At 49.4% G+C, this 15470-nt stretch carries 13 protein-coding genes; 7 read left to right on the forward strand and 6 right to left on the reverse strand.

Features of this window, described 5'->3' with window-relative positions:
• The coding region (locus ACYVK4_RS22120; protein ID WP_461129739.1) for a hypothetical protein at positions 1–565 on the reverse strand (565 nt) is incomplete at its 3' end.
• 342 nt (positions 566–907) lie between these two features.
• On the opposite strand from ACYVK4_RS22120, the gene ACYVK4_RS22125 reads away from it, so the two are divergent.
• Positions 908–1999, forward strand: coding sequence for an acyltransferase family protein (locus ACYVK4_RS22125; RefSeq protein WP_461129740.1), 1092 nt, complete (start codon positions 908–910; stop codon positions 1997–1999).
• A gap of 920 nt (positions 2000–2919) precedes the next feature.
• On the opposite strand, the gene ACYVK4_RS22130 is transcribed toward ACYVK4_RS22125, so the two are convergent.
• On the reverse strand, positions 2920–3141 hold the full coding sequence (locus ACYVK4_RS22130) for a hypothetical protein (protein ID WP_461129741.1): 222 nt from the start codon (positions 3139–3141) through the stop codon (positions 2920–2922).
• A gap of 733 nt (positions 3142–3874) precedes the next feature.
• Positions 3875–4642, reverse strand: coding sequence for a hypothetical protein (locus ACYVK4_RS22135; RefSeq protein ID WP_461129742.1), 768 nt, complete (start codon positions 4640–4642; stop codon positions 3875–3877).
• Positions 4643–5030: 388 nt separating this feature from the next.
• Here ACYVK4_RS22135 and ACYVK4_RS22140 point away from each other — a divergent pair, with 388 nt between their 5' ends.
• Positions 5031–5741, forward strand: a complete 711-nt coding sequence (locus ACYVK4_RS22140) for a hypothetical protein (RefSeq protein WP_461129743.1) — start codon at positions 5031–5033, stop codon at positions 5739–5741.
• Between the two features lie 567 nt (positions 5742–6308).
• Here ACYVK4_RS22140 and ACYVK4_RS22145 read toward each other — a convergent pair.
• Positions 6309–6566 (reverse strand): hypothetical protein, encoded by a 258-nt coding sequence (locus ACYVK4_RS22145; protein WP_461129744.1) that lies wholly within the window; start codon positions 6564–6566, stop codon positions 6309–6311.
• Positions 6567–6614: 48 nt separating this feature from the next.
• A complete protein-coding gene (locus tag ACYVK4_RS22150; protein ID WP_461129745.1) occupies positions 6615–7301 on the reverse strand; it encodes a phytanoyl-CoA dioxygenase family protein in 687 nt (228 codons plus the stop codon).
• 184 nt (positions 7302–7485) lie between these two features.
• Between ACYVK4_RS22150 and ACYVK4_RS22155 the strand changes: the two genes are divergently transcribed.
• The 4 genes from ACYVK4_RS22155 to ACYVK4_RS22170 all read left to right on the forward strand — a co-directional run bounded on the left by ACYVK4_RS22155 (position 7486) and on the right by ACYVK4_RS22170 (position 11996).
• Positions 7486–7830, forward strand: a complete 345-nt coding sequence (locus ACYVK4_RS22155; RefSeq protein ID WP_461129746.1) for a hypothetical protein — start codon at positions 7486–7488, stop codon at positions 7828–7830.
• 270 nt (positions 7831–8100) lie between these two features.
• Complete coding sequence (locus ACYVK4_RS22160; protein WP_461129747.1) at positions 8101–8397, forward strand: hypothetical protein; 297 nt, start codon at positions 8101–8103, stop codon at positions 8395–8397.
• Between the two features lie 682 nt (positions 8398–9079).
• Positions 9080–9310 (forward strand): hypothetical protein, encoded by a 231-nt coding sequence (locus tag ACYVK4_RS22165; RefSeq protein ID WP_461129748.1) that lies wholly within the window; start codon positions 9080–9082, stop codon positions 9308–9310.
• 1135 nt (positions 9311–10445) lie between these two features.
• Positions 10446–11996, forward strand: coding sequence for a hypothetical protein (locus ACYVK4_RS22170; protein ID WP_461129749.1), 1551 nt, complete (start codon positions 10446–10448; stop codon positions 11994–11996).
• Between the two features lie 778 nt (positions 11997–12774).
• Here the strand turns inward: ACYVK4_RS22170 and ACYVK4_RS22175 are convergent.
• Positions 12775–14523, reverse strand: coding sequence for a hypothetical protein (locus tag ACYVK4_RS22175; RefSeq protein WP_461129750.1), 1749 nt, complete (start codon positions 14521–14523; stop codon positions 12775–12777).
• Between the two features lie 326 nt (positions 14524–14849).
• Here ACYVK4_RS22175 and ACYVK4_RS22180 point away from each other — a divergent pair, with 326 nt between their 5' ends.
• Entirely contained in the window at positions 14850–15116 is a 267-nt protein-coding gene (locus tag ACYVK4_RS22180; RefSeq protein ID WP_461129751.1) for a T9SS type A sorting domain-containing protein, read from the forward strand.
• The last annotated feature ends 354 nt before the right edge of the window (positions 15117–15470 follow it).

Raw genomic sequence — 15470 nt, forward strand, 5'->3', positions numbered from 1 at the left:
GTGAACGGCTTAGCCAAACGCTCGCTCTCCCCACAATCAGAGCGCTTAGGATAACCGGTAGCCAACTCACCCGTAAGGGGGGACGTCTACTTACTTGGCGGGGGGATCTGGTCAGCCGATTGAAAGTAGTTAACATGGTTGATGGCGACAGGCGTTCCCCCGTGATAGAAGGAGCTTCCAGCCAGGTGAAACAAAGCCGGGACAGCGTTTCCCGCAAAGAGTCCCCATCCAGTTGTTTACCAAGACAGGTTGGTGGAGATAGAGCAGGCAGAGCCAGTGGGTCTTCATCGGTCGGCTCAACCAACCGCACCACCGGTAGGGATTGATAAACGGGATGGTCCTGCAACGCCTGCTCAATCTGATGACCACCTAACCGGGCCAGCGCCTGATCGAGCAGAAGGAGCGCCGGGCCAGGCCGCATGTGGGGCAATTCATCGAGGAAGGCTTTTTCGGTGCTAAAAAAGCGAACCGAGTAGTAAGAGAGATGCCGAAAGAAGACTTCCTCCAGGACGAGTCGAAAATCGATCGCCCCATCGACAATACAGATGACTCGGTTCGCCAGCATAACAACTAGTTTCTGATCAAACCTGCTATCGCCTTTTTTGTTAACGGATGATTCCCCAAAAAGGCTCAGTTAGTCGATGATGGGCGCATACTTGTCAACGTCAGCTAGTCGTAGAGGGCTGTCAATGACCCATGAACACCTCTACGATAGACGGCTTATCGGTAGTTTATCCTATCCAGCTATAATTGACAATCTATATATAATCACTCCATTCGGTAAAGTAACAATTATAGAAACAGCCTTGTTGATTATACTTAAGTAGATAAACCACTTTTAATATAATAGTGGCCCAATTAGTATAGTCATTTGCCCTAAAAATAAACTTCTATCCACCACTCGTTTATGGGGAAACCGCTACCGGGTTTACGGACCGTATGGGCTGACTATGCTAAAGCCATCGCCATACTACTCGTCGTTATTGGTCATCAAAAATTACCCTGGCCCGCTTTTCAATTCATCTATAGTTTTCACATGCCCTTTTTCTTTTTGATCAGTGGGTATCTGTTTTCTTTTCAAAAGCACCCGGTGGCCCGCTTGTTTGTGCGTCACCGGGCTAAAACCATCTTGCTCCCTTATGCTTCCCTGGGGCTACTCCTGTATGGCTACTGGGCCTTGATTGCCCAGCGCTTTGGGGGACATGACCCTATCCCGTACTGGAAACCCCTGGTAGGTATGGTCTACGGGGTGGGCACGGGCGGCTGGCTGTCACATGCGGTGCTCAGCTGGTTTTTGCCCTGCTTGTTCATGGTCGAGATCCTGTTTTATTTTCTGTTTCGCCGTCCGGTCTACCCCCTGCTTAAGCTGGGCGGTTTGATCAGCTTAGCGCTTTGCATAGCCTTGATCCAGCCGACTCGTTTACCCTTTGGCCTGGACATTGCGTTTACCGGTGTTCTGTTTTACTGGGCAGGCCATCAGGGCAAAACGGCGATCAAGAGTTTTCTGACGAATCCAACCCCTACCTTGCTTTGGATGGTCATTGCCTTAGCGGGCTTTACGTTCGCTTTAGCCACCAGCAACGGCAAGGTAGATATGCGGGATCTACTCTACGGCCATCAGTATCCCTTGTTTTTACTGGGTGGTCTCACCGGTTCACTGATGCTGATGGGGCTCAGTCGGATAGCAGCCAATGTTTTCGGGGGACGTTATTGGGTGGAGCTAATTGGGCGAAATACACTAATCACCCTGTTTTTTCAGCCCATCGCCACCACCATGCTGAAAGTTATGGCGCTTGGGTACCTGTCGTGGCCGAAAGAAAGCTTTACGGCTCCTCACTGGATTAATCTGGGCTTTGCCAGTGCCATTCTGGCCCTCCAGATACCCTTTATTTTGGTCATAACCCGGTACCTTCCCTTTATTTTGGGGCGTACGCAAGGTGAGCTACTGCCGGAGGTGGCACCACTGTCCGTAATGGACAACTCGGTTCAAAAACTCTAACCAGGTTGATCGATGGCCGAAACGATTCGTTTCAGTAGAGTAATTCGTTCAGGTGACAAAACGTCCGATCTCAAGGGAGATCGGACGTTTTGTTAGTTAAGCAGTTGATTAGTTAACCGAAAGGAATTTATATAAAGCATCTACAACCCGCTTTCAAAACGGCTTGGTTCTGCAACAAATCGATGGATAATCACTTTATCTCAAGAGGCAGCGTTTAAAAGCCACTAACTTACATTATCGGTCAAACGTGATTCGTCGTCTACGGGCTTATCTCCACTGATTACTATTATTTTAGCGCCCCCAATCGCCCTTTGGGCAGCTCCATTTTCTATAATTTCTCCTACCTGTAATGGTTTACTGACTAGCCCATCAACACCAGTATATATACTGATTTTGTTTCCCCTAGAGACCCATTACTATCAGGTAGAGTGGCCATCATGCCAGATGACCTATAGTATGAGTGCCCTTTTTCTAATACGAAAACCTAAATTTTTCAACGACTGGATCCTAAAAATGAAGTACGTTTTCGGAGTAAAGTGATCGGCTACCTGCGAGCTGCATAAGTTGTGTAATCTCGATAAAGCTGCCTTTTTTTTGTTACGGGTCCGTTTGGGTGCACAAGACCTTACGGGTAACGCCAGCCTTAGAAGCGGGATTAGCCAAACGACCGATGGAAAGCTGAGAAATCCATGAAATGACAGCTACTTAACCAGCGCAGCCCGGCAATTAACTGGGCTGCGCTGGTTAAGTAGCGTAACTTACTACCCATAAACCTAGGGTACAGTCGGTCCGAGCGTTCCAACAAAAGGCCATCAATCGGATAGAAGAATTATACCATCAACCTGAGACACGACCCGGCAATTGGAGGCAGCCAGCTAATGAACGGATGCTTTTGTCATCAAACTGGCGATTCAGATGCGCTAATAGGATGGTACCGGGGGCCTGTTAGCCCCTTTGGCTTCTTCTGCATTGACGAATAAATCAGCTCGCTGGTAAGCCCTGCCATCGCTTAGCCAGTATATCGCTGTAAGATTCTGTTTACTCTCCCGTCGCATGTCTATATCAATTACCTCAAGGTTTATGAGCTGAGAATCCGTCGTCATGACAATGACCGAATCCCCGATTTTAAATAAAGAAGGCATAGCAAATGGCTTGGCTTAGTGAACTCTGTTTGGACGCCAGAAAAATCTAACCGTCACAAAAACTTTACAAGTTTTTCTCTTTAAAATACCATACAGGTGTAGAAACAAGTAATTTTCATAGCGATGTTGAAGTGCCCTGTAAACCTCAGTACCTCAGTAGTTGGTCGAGTGTCGCGGCTACCTAGATAACAGCCCTTCATTTTTACCCCATTAGGGACTTCCTCTTGGCTGGTGGAGATACTCATGACGGACAGTAGGCTATCCGGTGCGTGCCGGTGGTGAAATCTGACCCACCCCGGCCACACGTGATCCGATCGAAGCGGGGCCACTCATGTTTCATGCTGGTTTTGCCTGGGTTCACATCCAGGAAACTGAGCAAACCCTACGCGGAAGAACGAACCGTAACCGATAAGGGGCCACTTTGGACCGTATCGACCCGTTTATGCTGTCCTTACCCCCTTAGTGAGCCGGTTTTGACTGGCCTTTAAGCGACTTGCTGCTAGTGGGCCTGTGTCATGCATCAAGGCCTGACGGGGACGTTCCGTAGTATATTCGGCTAATCCAGACCTCCACCGCACAGGCAGTCCCGCCCCGTTCAATACACGCATTTTGAGGGGACTTGCCGGGCGTAATTCGATGCCATACGCTTTGAGTTGTTCCAGTCGACACGCCAACTTCAAGGTGAACTAAGCCCCTCCATCGACAGGCAGGGCACTGGCCCGGTCAACCCTACTTAGAAATCTCTTTTTAATCCCTGTACATTAAATTCCAACTGCTTGTTACGCTCATGGTAAAACTGAACCTCAATCCGCATCGTTTTGGCCCTCTTCAGGCTGGCTACCAAGGCAGGCCTGGCCTGAATGTTGACTACATTCTGCTGAAAAACGGAGGCCGGCTCAATGGGCAATGTTTGCACCAGATCCTCATCCAGGACCAAACGTACACTATGGCCGACGATGGCTTTTGCCTGAAAAAGGCCTTTTTCAAGGCGTAACATCATCCCGACTCCTGTAGGCTTTTTTGATAGGGCAAAGTACCCCCTTAAGCCACTGTTATAAGGAAGTTCAAAATTGAGTGTATTGGTCGAGGGTAGTTCGGCCCACCGAACCGGACCGCTTGCCTGGTTTGTCCTCGTGAAATAGGTCCACTTCGGATCGGCTGGCAGGGGGGCTGAGGCAGGGCGCTTAAAGGTCGAAAACATGTCGTTTAAACGCTTTATCTCCGTGGTATCAATGCTGGTTACCGACGGGTGAAGGAGAGCCGCCAGGAGTGTAAGCAGGATGACAGATGCCCATTTGAGGCTGGTGGTTATCGGTTTCTGACCGGTGTAGATAACAATGGGTGAGGGGGTGAATACGACGGGTATGGAGTCTGTCCACATAGCCGTCTGGTCATCAAACAGTAAGCGCAAGCTTGGCAGGTCGTATTTTTTTCGGTGAGCGGGCCGGGGGTGACCAGGGCGTTCGCTCCCATCTGGCTCGGTAATTGCGTATACTTTCATGGTACTGAGCGGCCTTAGCACGTCGTAATTTGTGGGCAAACAAAGCAACTGGAACCGGTAATGTCCCATTTTGTATTGATTATTTACCAGACGGTAGGCTACTCTTGCTACGATTCATCTCGTCCAGGGCTGAACGAGGGCTTCGACGAATGGCTGAACCTGTGTTACCAGGTTCTTCACCGTGTGGCCTGGTGGCACTGCCCAACCTGGGCCCTCCATCCATCAAAAAGGTTGATAAGTATAACATGCCTACTCTATAATTGGTATACCAACTAAAAACGTGTAACCTGGCGGTACCGGGCTTAGGTAAAGACCCGGTGATCCATTCAATCGAACCCCTACGTTACCGCCTGTTGGCAAGCCAATCTCATACAACTACGGAATTGACATGATAGAACTTACCTGGAAACAACGCTACGACGCCCTGAAGAAGCATTACAAATTGACCGATGCGGATGTGGCGGCTATTACCGGGCACAGGGTTGCGGTTATAAGACAAGTGGTCAATGCGACCCAGCGAGAATTTCCCCGGTGGCTCAGGCTGGCTATTGTCATCCATGAAACCAATCAAAAACAACCGAACGTGCCTGAGTCGGCTACTAAAAGCGGCCAACCCGCTCTGTTACGAAGTACGTATAATCGAATGATGTACCAACTCAATGGAGGCAAGTACACCACTTCGTCCATCGTGGTCGAGGTTCCCTTACGGGGCGCCGAAGGGTTACCCGGCCAGTTTGTTTCGGCTTTTTTTGCCCGCAAGGAAGGTGGTCTGTGGTGGCTGGAGACGGCCGTCGTCTTTGTCGAGGATGAAGCCCCGCCAACGCCTCCGTTTTATCCGGTGGCGAAGAAACCCTTTTATAAGCGTCAATTCGTGATTGGTATAAAAACGCTTTGGGCCGGGGATCTGCCCCTTTTATGCCGAATTATTCAGGACGAAGAACGCCAGGAATACCGGTTCCTGACCGTATCCAAACCGGACTTGCAGCGTCGGTCGGTTCAGGATGACCAACGGTTGTCAATGACCCTGTTTGAGAAAGATTACCATCAGCAGATGCAGGAAACGTTTAGCCAGATTGAAAATACGATCATCCGCTCCTGATAGGTAAACCCAGTGCTCATAGAGTACGCCTGACGGATGGCTGAGACGAACTAGTCTCAATACGCCCTCGTTAACCAGCGTGTTTTGGTAAATCACAACGCCAGCGTTCAATCTGAACTTTCTGTCCAGCGCGTGATTGGGTCTTTTCTGCGCAACTTTTCGCCTACTCGGTAGATGGAAAAACCAAGAAGCAGGGTAACCAGGAGTAGGTAAAGGATCATAAAATTAATAATCCCTAGTAAGAGAATAATAAGCCCAATAGAGTGTCTGAATAGCTAGTTAACGCCAAGCCATGTTTAAATATACGTTCGCCCAATCGGTTCACTCGACGAGTTGTTCAGGAGCTCTTGAAGAACCTACTAATGGCAAAAGACTACTCTCGGCCGTTCTATCAGAGAGGCATAGCCCGCCTTTGGCCCCTAAACCCTAAACTATCCTAAGGGTAATGGGTTGATTGGTTCCCGCTTCCTCGACCGAACAAACACAAATTAGGCGGTTATCAATATCCCAATCGTGACGGGCAGGGTGTTTTTGAGCCCCCTCATAATAAAGCTTTTTTTAAGGAGCCTACCCAGCAAGTCGATTAATGCCGAACCGATCCTGCCCACGGACCAACACGCAGGGGGGCGAAGCCGCTAGCCAGCGAATAGGGTCATTCCAGGTCAGGGGCACTTCAATCCGCGCGTCGGGACGGGCATACTGGGCAATCAAAGCCACTCGGGGAAAGGCATTCAAATTGGCCGATCCGTGCCACAGCAGGCCGTCAAACATGAAAAATTCGCCTTCCTGGGTAACGACCGTCTCCAGCTGACTGCTAGCTTCCAAGCGGCTTGCCTTAGCCAGGGCCGCCCGGTTACTTGTCAGATTAAACTGTTAGGGGATCGCCTTGGTATGATGCGAGCCGCTGATGACGTTAAGCGAGGAGTTGGCCGAACTGCCCCTCAGGCCAATAAAGACCGTTAGGCCCGGCCAGCGGTGGTGTTCAATGTCGACGTGCCAGCGGTGTTTCTGGCCCGGCTGACGCACGGCGACCGATAACCCCCAGGCGATGAGATCAGGTCCTAAAATGGAAGCTACCCGATTGACAATGGCCGGATGCCGCACAATGGCATTGTACTCGGCTACATAAACATGTTTGCTCTTGACCCAGGGCCGCTGCTCAAAGGCATCTTTTCGGTGCAGGGTGGGCATCAGGGGTTCAGGCATAAACTGATGCTCAACCTGATAATGAACGTCCGTGGCTCGCTCCACGCCGGCGGGTGTCAGTAAGGGAAAAGCACCAACCCAGCCTTTCCGGGTGAACTGAGTAATTTCCTGGGATGAAAGACTGGTTACCGCCCTGGCTTGGGGCCAGAATAACGAATCACCCAGCCGGGTAGTTATCGATAGAGGAGGCGTGAAGATCGCTGGCATGAATGGCATGAATGGGTTACAAACAGAACTAACGACTAAGCGGGTAAGAAATGAACGGATGTACTGGAGGAGGATGCCGACCTTGACGGGTTGAAATGAATCACTCACGGTGATCACCCGATCACTAATGTTCAGGTTGGTTGGCATACGATTTTGTTCAGTAGTGAATGGCGACTTCCCTAAGTTCAGGGGGCTAGTCTTTGGACGTCGATTGGTTAACCGGGTAACAACTGGTCCATGAATCTCGCTGAAATTAACCAGGAGGGTAGTCCTTAGTTGGTCTCTCACCCCCTTCCCTTAGTCCGCTTAAGGGAATAGACCGGCGTACCGGTTGCTCCTGTTGGCCCGCGACAACCGGTACGCCAGGCAGCGAAGGCGTTCTCATTTCGATCGGGTGGCAACCCGGTCGTTGGTTTGTCGGCCTGATGGGTCCTACTCAAAAGCGGGTCTGGGCATCGCTCCGGGGTATGCCCGCTTGGCCAACCGGTACACTACCTGTAAAAGGCTGGAAAGTAGGGAAGGGGAGGCCCTGGAGAAGCGGTATCCCGTATCGGTTGGGCGCTTCAGTCGGTATAAACTCGGGCAACCCCCTGAGGTCAGGCCAGCCGGCTGGATTAATGGACAGCCTTCTTTCGGCTCCTTATCGGCTAACCGGGCCCGTTACGGCCTCGTTTAAGTAACTCAGGCCGGCGGATTAGCGAATCAACCCGTTGATTCAGGCTCCGGGTCTCTTGGATTGCCGTTGGAAAGGGCTTTTTGAGGGGGCGCGTCAGTAGGACGCTTATCCCCTTGGGGTGTGATTCCCACCCAGCGCCTCGCCGATAAATTTTTCTAGTTTTCGGGTATCCTGTATAAGTGGTACAATACTTTCAGACTACTGGACATTTTACAAAGTGAGTGAGTAGCCGGTAACTTAGGAGTGGCTAAACTTCTATCTGTTACGATCATGGACTACTCACTCTACCAGCCATTTAGCAGCTATTTCCCGCAGTTCAGTCGAGGTATCGTTAAGAATTTCCTATTACTCGCCCAAGCTCTATTGGCCAGTCGTAGTACCAATCTAAACACCGTCAAGGACCGCATCGGTACATTGCTGGGAAAGGCAGATCGTCGACCGGCCAGTCATTATAAACGGCCGCTTCGGCGGTCCGATGATCCGCTTCTTCCGGTGCCCTCAAGCAGCACTACTAACCGAGTGCATCCAGCCGCGGGGGCGGACCCTGATTTACGTTTCGGCTGTTGAGCGGTCGAGTCGACTATTTGATTTTAGATTCGACCAATTGGGAGATTGGCCAAAAATGGCAGGGCCGCCTGTGCGGTACACTTACAAGTACTGTGCGTCGTCTATCAGCAGGTTGCAATACCCATCTTTTGGCGTGAGTTAGACCATGATGGGCATAGTAATGGCTTGGAACATCAAGAGTTAATGCGTGATGCAGCCCGGCTCTTTAATTTAAAAGGCAAGACCTTATTAGCTGATCGGGACGGGGCCGCCCGGGCGGTACGTGGGCGATGACTGGTTGCGATTCCTGGGGGACTTAAGAATTGACTTTGTAGTGCGACTACCGATTAAGTGCTATAAGAAACAGGTCAACAATTACTATAGCTTGGAGCGGAAAGCGCTCCGGCGTAAACGAGCCGTATCCACGCCAATTCTATGGGAGGGTTACGAGTTTCGATTGGTGATGAATCGGACCGCCGAAGCGGTAAAATCCGGATGCTTGTAAGGATGAGCCGATTTTATACTGGATTACCAGCTTGCCCAACGTAGTTGTTGCCACAGAGTTGTATCGTAAGCGGTGGAAAATAAAACGGGGCCGCCCGCGCGGTTTGCTTTAAGTGTTGCAAGACCAACGGATTCAATCTTCAACAAATGAAACGCTCCGGCGTCCCGGTTCTAAAATCCGTTGAAGATTAGCCTGCTGATGGCCATCATTGTTTTTGCCTATGTGCTTTGCTTATTGGAAGGTCTCAAGCACCGGAAGCAAATCGCCACTAAACGCTACCGCTCAGGAGTGACAGGTCCAGCACAGTCGTTTTTCAAACGAGGTCTTCAGGAAGTGAGCGCTCGTATTTTAGACTTCAAGCGATTTTTAAAACAAGTTAAGGTCTGGTTTGACGCGCGGCCAAGGGTCAAATGGTATTTTGTCCAGTAGTCTGCAATACTTTCGCACAAGGGTATCAATTGACTTAATATCACCTAGTTACAACTAGAATTTCATTTTAACGGTCGATTAATTGAAAAGAAAAAGATTCTGTAGACTTCCTTCTTTGAAACCTTCAAGATCGTTTCATAATGCCGTTTGCGATATCAAATCGCTTCGGCCGGTCCGCCGGTGCGGCTCCGATTCATTTTAGCTCATGAGATAACGAGTTTTCTGAAATCAACCGGGCCGCCGGGCGGTAAATTTTATAAGTAAAGTGGACACAGATGTTCTAAAAATTTAATATAAACAGCTAATTATCAATGAATTATAATTTCACACGAAAGTATTGTACCACGTATACAGTTTACCCTTATGTTCCCTACCAGATTGTTGCTCAACTCTACTATCAACAACCAGTACTGTTTACCAGATAGCGATGGCCTTAAACAAAAACCCCTTCCAGCAAGACTAGAAGGGGTTAAAAATTCCAACTATTAATAATAAGTATGTACACAATCGAAGGCCAAAGTGGTAAGATATACTGTATTCAATTATAACATTTTATTTTTTATATCCATAACTCAACTACCCATTAAAACTGTTCAGTTTCAATGGGTAGTAATTCAGGCAGGTAGCCAGTAAACTCTGCTCATCATCCAATACAGTAATGAGCACTTGGAGCTAACCCGACCAAGATAACCAGTAACCAATAGAGCTACATTTTTTCATGAAAGTAGAGGAAGAAGTTTTAAATTTTAGCAATCAAGCTAACAGATAGAATTACTCTAGTAATTCAGCGTAGCTAGGCCTGACTGGACAACTGAAGGTTTTATCAAAAACACGTCTTTTCATAAGATTCATATTTAAGAATATGATCTAATCTGCCTGAAAATTCTTCCAGTCAACTGTAGCAAGTCCACACTTGCGTTGCTCGAACTACTATCCAGTAAATAATAACAAGCCTATAAGGGTTGTATAGGGGTTGTCTCAACCAAGACGCAGCCCTATTACGCTAACAAACTGATAAAGTGCTTAGGTACAACAATTGCTCATAGAATCAGCGGAGGCGAGCGCTAGAGAACGCCACCAAATAATAAATTTAATTGACTTTGACTATGTTTGTATTCTCAACTATCAACTACTTATGAGATTAACCTATTTATCCCGTCTCACCTATGCATTGGCCATTTGTTTGGCTGTTACTAATTGTACTCGTATCGAGCCAGATCCTGACTCAGGTCAGTCGGGATCACCAAGAGCGGCGGCCCGAGAAGACATAACCATTCGGGTAAAGTTTACGGATAAACCCAGCTCACCGACAACTACTTATGCCGACTTAAAGTATGACAAATCCATTGGTTTCATTCCCGTGAAAGATGATGGGGGAATCGGTGATTTTAACGTTGTCTATCCCTTTGTCGTGGGTGGCCAAGCGGGTGATGGCAGTTCCTATCCCGGATTAACCTACACCGACGGGGCGGGCAAATCCGTGAAATGGCATTATACATTTGCCTGGAATGCCAATGACACCCATAATTCATATGCCTCCGTGACAAACTGGGCCCAGGCGCGCACCATGTTTGCTTCAGGAGCCATCGATTTCTCTAACCACAGCCTGACCCACGCGGCTTACTACAGCCGCTATTATGATCTTAAACAAAACGAGATTAATCTTTACGATCAAATTGGGATTAAAACACGGACGTTTACCATACCCACGGATTATGAAGGTTTTGTCGAGTCAAGTTTTGCCCAGGGGTATATCCTCACGGCTAGCCAGGGGTATGGGCCCAACGGGGATGCATCGGATGATAACAATGGCCCTGAAAAGTTTAATGTGCTGTGGGGCGAACGGGTAAAGAGCAATGAAACCCGGCGACTCATTACCACCCGACGCTGGTGGGGTGATTACTGGACAGCCACGGAAACCGCTAAGGCTAAACGATGGGTAGATGATGCCTTCGAAGCCTCAACGGGTACATCGGCTGATACCAAGTTTGTTTACCAGGCCTTTTCCCACGGCTTGAATTATCCGTTCCTCGATGCCTCGCAGTTTACTAACTACAAAGGGTTCCTGGAATATATTCAGAACCATAGCAAAAATCAGGATCGAACCTGGATTTCGGGTCTGCAGGAGTTTGCTGAATACCTGGAAGTAAAAAAAGGGCTGGTAAAATCAGAGTCGGTTACGGGCAATGGCATAACGATCAAGCTGGACTATAGTCAACTTAGTGAGGATCTGATGTGGCGCGATGTATCGTTGCTGGTACAAGGAGGCACCATTGAAAGCGTAAGCGTTAATGGAGCGGATGACTTTAGTTTCAATGCCTCAACCGGCTTGATCAACATCTATAAGAAAAAGACAAGTGGTTTCGCAAACCCAGCTGACACCGAGACTCCGCCCCAGCTTACCTCCGTCATAAAGTCAACGTCGAATACACGAGTGATGAATCTGACGTTTGACAAACCAGTAACGATGACCAAGGCCGGATGGACTATAACTACGAACGGAAAAAACAATCCTGTTACGTCATTGACGGGTTCGGGTCGGTACTGGCAGTTGATTGGCTATTATGGTAACGTATCGGGCCAGAAAACGGTGATTGATTACCGAATGCAGCGTGGCGATGCCGAAGAGACAGGCACCGGTAAAAAAGTAACTTCTTATATTGGTTATGAGTTGAAGCACAAGTAGAAGCTGTTCAGGCTAATGCACTAGATTTCCAAAGAAGGGCGAAAATTGAGCCGGGCCGCCGGGCGGTGCGAAACACAAATTCACACCTTTCCTGGAAGTCTTGAACAAAATTACATTTGAAAAAATGGATACTGCCCTACGCAGTCTGAGCGAGGTAAAGAAATTCAAGTGGAGATGACTGTTTATTCCGCCCTAGTTGATCAGTTGATTTGGGGCAAACTGACCATTAGAGCAGTTTGCCCCAAATCAACTGATCAACTAGGGCGGAATAAACAACATCGGCCCCTGGGGACTTGAACGATAATTAATCGGTAAACCGTAAGGGAGTCACCAGGCGCCATTCAGAGTCGCGGTTGTTACGCTCAAACATGATATGGAAGGCTACTACGTATTCTGAGCCGACTGTTTGATAAGGGGAGGGCTCATCGCTTGAGCGTTGAACTGGATTCAGATCGACCTACACGGTCATTTTGTGGCGATTGCCGCGAATACTCAGTTGGTTAAGCTAGGCCAGTAGTTGCTGATAAACGCGGAAGGATAGGGCGTCATCCGGCAGGTAGGTGTTGATACTGCGCTCAATAAAGAGCGGCTCAATCAAAAATTATTAAAAAACCCCTATGGTGATTGGCCTGGAACTAGTATAGGAACTATTTATATCCTTCAGGATAGCCATACAGGAAGTTCACAATGCTGTACCTGCGGGAGTAGACAGAGTATTCCGATTCGTTTCAATCGAGCCCGCAACAGGGTAGTCTGCCATAACCAGCGCAACCTAAGGCTAGTTAGTGCCTACCAGGAGGGAAGAAGCCCGGACTCGCTCGGTGCGCAGGTAAATACGCACATGGTCCACCTGACTGACCAACCGGTAATGCCGGACAATGTAGCGAGCAAGGGGGGGAAACTGCTCAAACCGGTAGCGAGCGGTATCGCTCATAAACAGACTGTTGGGACCCGTCGCATCCAGAAAAAAGGTGGGTCGGCTGGTCATAATATCCTTCAGGTATTTATGCTGGTAGGCCGGGCGTAGCGAGTGGGGATACATACTCCGAAAGCTAGTATTCTCGCTGGTACCCTGCGGTAGCTGGGTATCGACGTGGTAGCGGTTTTGCCAGCCCCAAATCACTAACCGATCACCGGGTAACGCCCAGGCGCTGATCGCCGAAGAAACCGGATTCACCTCTACGGCTTGCGGGTGGGCCAGGCAGTAAAGGTAATAATGGGCCTTTTGCAGGCCCGCGTGTTGCACTGCACTGAGTTGAATCAGGCTTGGTACAATCGTTAGAGCGGCTAACCGAAGCCGGTTTACCCTCAAGATAGGCCAGCTGGTCAGCAGTTCCTGCGTCGCTACGCTCAATAGCCAGGTGAGTGGCAGTAAGACCAGCCATAAGTGATGGCCGTATTCGGTGGCGGGCATGGCGACTGAATAACAGGCCATTGCCAGCCAGCCCAAAGACCAACCCAGTAGCCACTGCTGGCCCGCTGGTAGGCGTTTCCGGCGGTAAATCCGTCCCCCAATGGCCAGCGATGTTGCCAGCAGGAATAGCCAGACGTAGTGGCCGAAGGTAGGTTCAGCGGTGAAAAATCCGGGAAGACGGGCCAGTTTTTCCCAAAGCGGCAACTGGGTATTAGGATATAGATCTTTGTAGTACTCTCTATAATTCAGCAGGTTCGACTTAAAGTAAAACACATACATACGCTCGCTTACCCCCCACAGCGTACATAAGCCAATGATCAGCAGGCTGGGCAATAGCCCCCCTATCAGTAGCCACCTTAGTGCCTTTTTGGCGGTAGGAAGATACCGCTTCGTTTCTCGACGGGCCGTCAGGTTAACCAACAGGGCGGTGACTATGATGGCGATGCTGGGTACAGCCTGTAGTTTAATGAACGGAATCAGGCCCGCTAATCCTCCGGTGATGAGCCAAACCATATGCTGGCCGGTAAAAGAGGCTGGCCGTTTATAGAGTCGGACCAGGATCCGCCAGCAATAAGCGAGGATGGGCAAAGCAGGCAGTTCACTGCTGCAATGTAAATAATCAAAATAGGTGGTAAACCACAGAAACAGCATCAAGACCAGTAGGCTTACCCGACTGGCCAGGGGCGATAGCAACTCCCGCATGGCGGCAAACAGGAGCCAACTAGTTAGGCCTACCAGGCAGGTAGCGGTCAAGCGGCAGGTCACATAGGTAATGGGCCAGTGCAGCAGCCCCGGCCAGGCCAGCAGATAGCTATTGAGGGGGCCAATGGTTGTGCCGTCGACCGAGCGCCAGTAAACCGGATCCTGCAGCAGGGTGAGCGCCTCGGCAATCATCTGGGTTTCGTCGACGTTCAACCACTCGGCAAAGAAAATGCTGGGCAGGCGGGCGATGAGCAGTCCCAGCATGGAAAGGGCAACAAACCAGCGATCCCTGGCCAGCCAAGAACCAGCCTTTGGCGTAACATGAAGACTTAACGTAACAATCAGTCCCAGTAAGCAACCATAATACAAATAAGGAAGGTAGGAAATTGGCCAATTAACAAAGAATCCCATAGCTTTTCAGGTCATAGGTCTACACTAGATTAAGCCATCATCACAAAGGGGGTGACTGTTTAGATGGATCAATGTTATGACTGTATATATATCTACGTAGTAACTAATTTAATTTAATGTTTACTAAACGGCATGCTGAACAGTACAGTATGTAAGCCAGGCGGCCGCAGTGCGCCCCCGACAAGCGGCTCGACGGGTTCAATGCGTCTGCCTCTGCCGGTACGGATGTTATCATCTGGTCGGCAACCGGGGGAGCCAACCAGCGCTGGAAGTTCCTGAATAAGGCGGGCGTTCGTCAGGCCGCTCCCGATGGAGAAGTCCGGGAATTGGCGGACCGGAGCCTGGGGAATTATCCCAACCCATTTAGTCAGAAAACAACGCTGAGGTTTCGGGCATCTTTGTGGGCTCGCCAATCGGTAATTCACATTTATACCCTCCAGGGTAAGCTGGTCCGCTATATTGACGTAACGGCCCATCAGGAAGGGCGGTATGAGCTAAGCCGGGAGGAGCTAGGGGAGGGCATCTATTTTTACAGCTTATTTGAGGACGGCATTCTCAAAGCCAGTAAACGGTTGATCATTGGACACGAGTAAAGGCTAGGAAACGAAGCAGCCTCAAAGAGGGGCTTTGAGGCTGGTGATGTTGAACAAAGCGAAGGGAATCAATTGTCCGGAAAGGATGCGACTTGCTGATTCGATAAATTCCCTTCGCTTTGCCAGGTCGTATGCTACGGATAGTCGTTGACAGTTACTAAAGGAGGGTGTCCCAATTAACGCCCGTGGCTGTTGCACAACTCTACTTAGGGATTTAAGTGGCCTTTTCTGTATCTTAAGGTATGCAAGGCAGAAAAGAATATACCGAAAAGCAAATCACTTGTTTTCAGCTCTCCAGCCGCGTCCCTAAGCACACTTTCTACCGTCGGCTGAAGGAGACGCTTGACCTGAGCT

It is taken from the genome of Spirosoma aerophilum (assembly GCF_054782495.1).

Bases quoted from the DNA above. Each gene is read 5' to 3' on its own strand.
- ACYVK4_RS22135 (WP_461129742.1), bottom strand. From the start codon at position 4,642: ATGAAAGTATACGCAATTACCGAGCCAGATGGGAGCGAACGCCCTGGT.
- ACYVK4_RS22125 (WP_461129740.1), top strand. From the start codon at position 908: ATGGGGAAACCGCTACCGGGTTTACGGACCGTATGGGCTGACTATGCT.
- ACYVK4_RS22175 (WP_461129750.1), bottom strand. From the start codon at position 14,523: ATGGGATTCTTTGTTAATTGGCCAATTTCCTACCTTCCTTATTTGTAT.
- ACYVK4_RS22140 (WP_461129743.1), top strand. From the start codon at position 5,031: ATGATAGAACTTACCTGGAAACAACGCTACGACGCCCTGAAGAAGCAT.
- ACYVK4_RS22150 (WP_461129745.1), bottom strand. From the start codon at position 7,301: ATGCCAACCAACCTGAACATTAGTGATCGGGTGATCACCGTGAGTGAT.
- ACYVK4_RS22130 (WP_461129741.1), bottom strand. From the start codon at position 3,141: ATGCCTTCTTTATTTAAAATCGGGGATTCGGTCATTGTCATGACGACG.
- ACYVK4_RS22165 (WP_461129748.1), top strand. From the start codon at position 9,080: ATGGCCATCATTGTTTTTGCCTATGTGCTTTGCTTATTGGAAGGTCTC.
- ACYVK4_RS22170 (WP_461129749.1), top strand. From the start codon at position 10,446: ATGAGATTAACCTATTTATCCCGTCTCACCTATGCATTGGCCATTTGT.
- ACYVK4_RS22160 (WP_461129747.1), top strand. From the start codon at position 8,101: ATGGACTACTCACTCTACCAGCCATTTAGCAGCTATTTCCCGCAGTTC.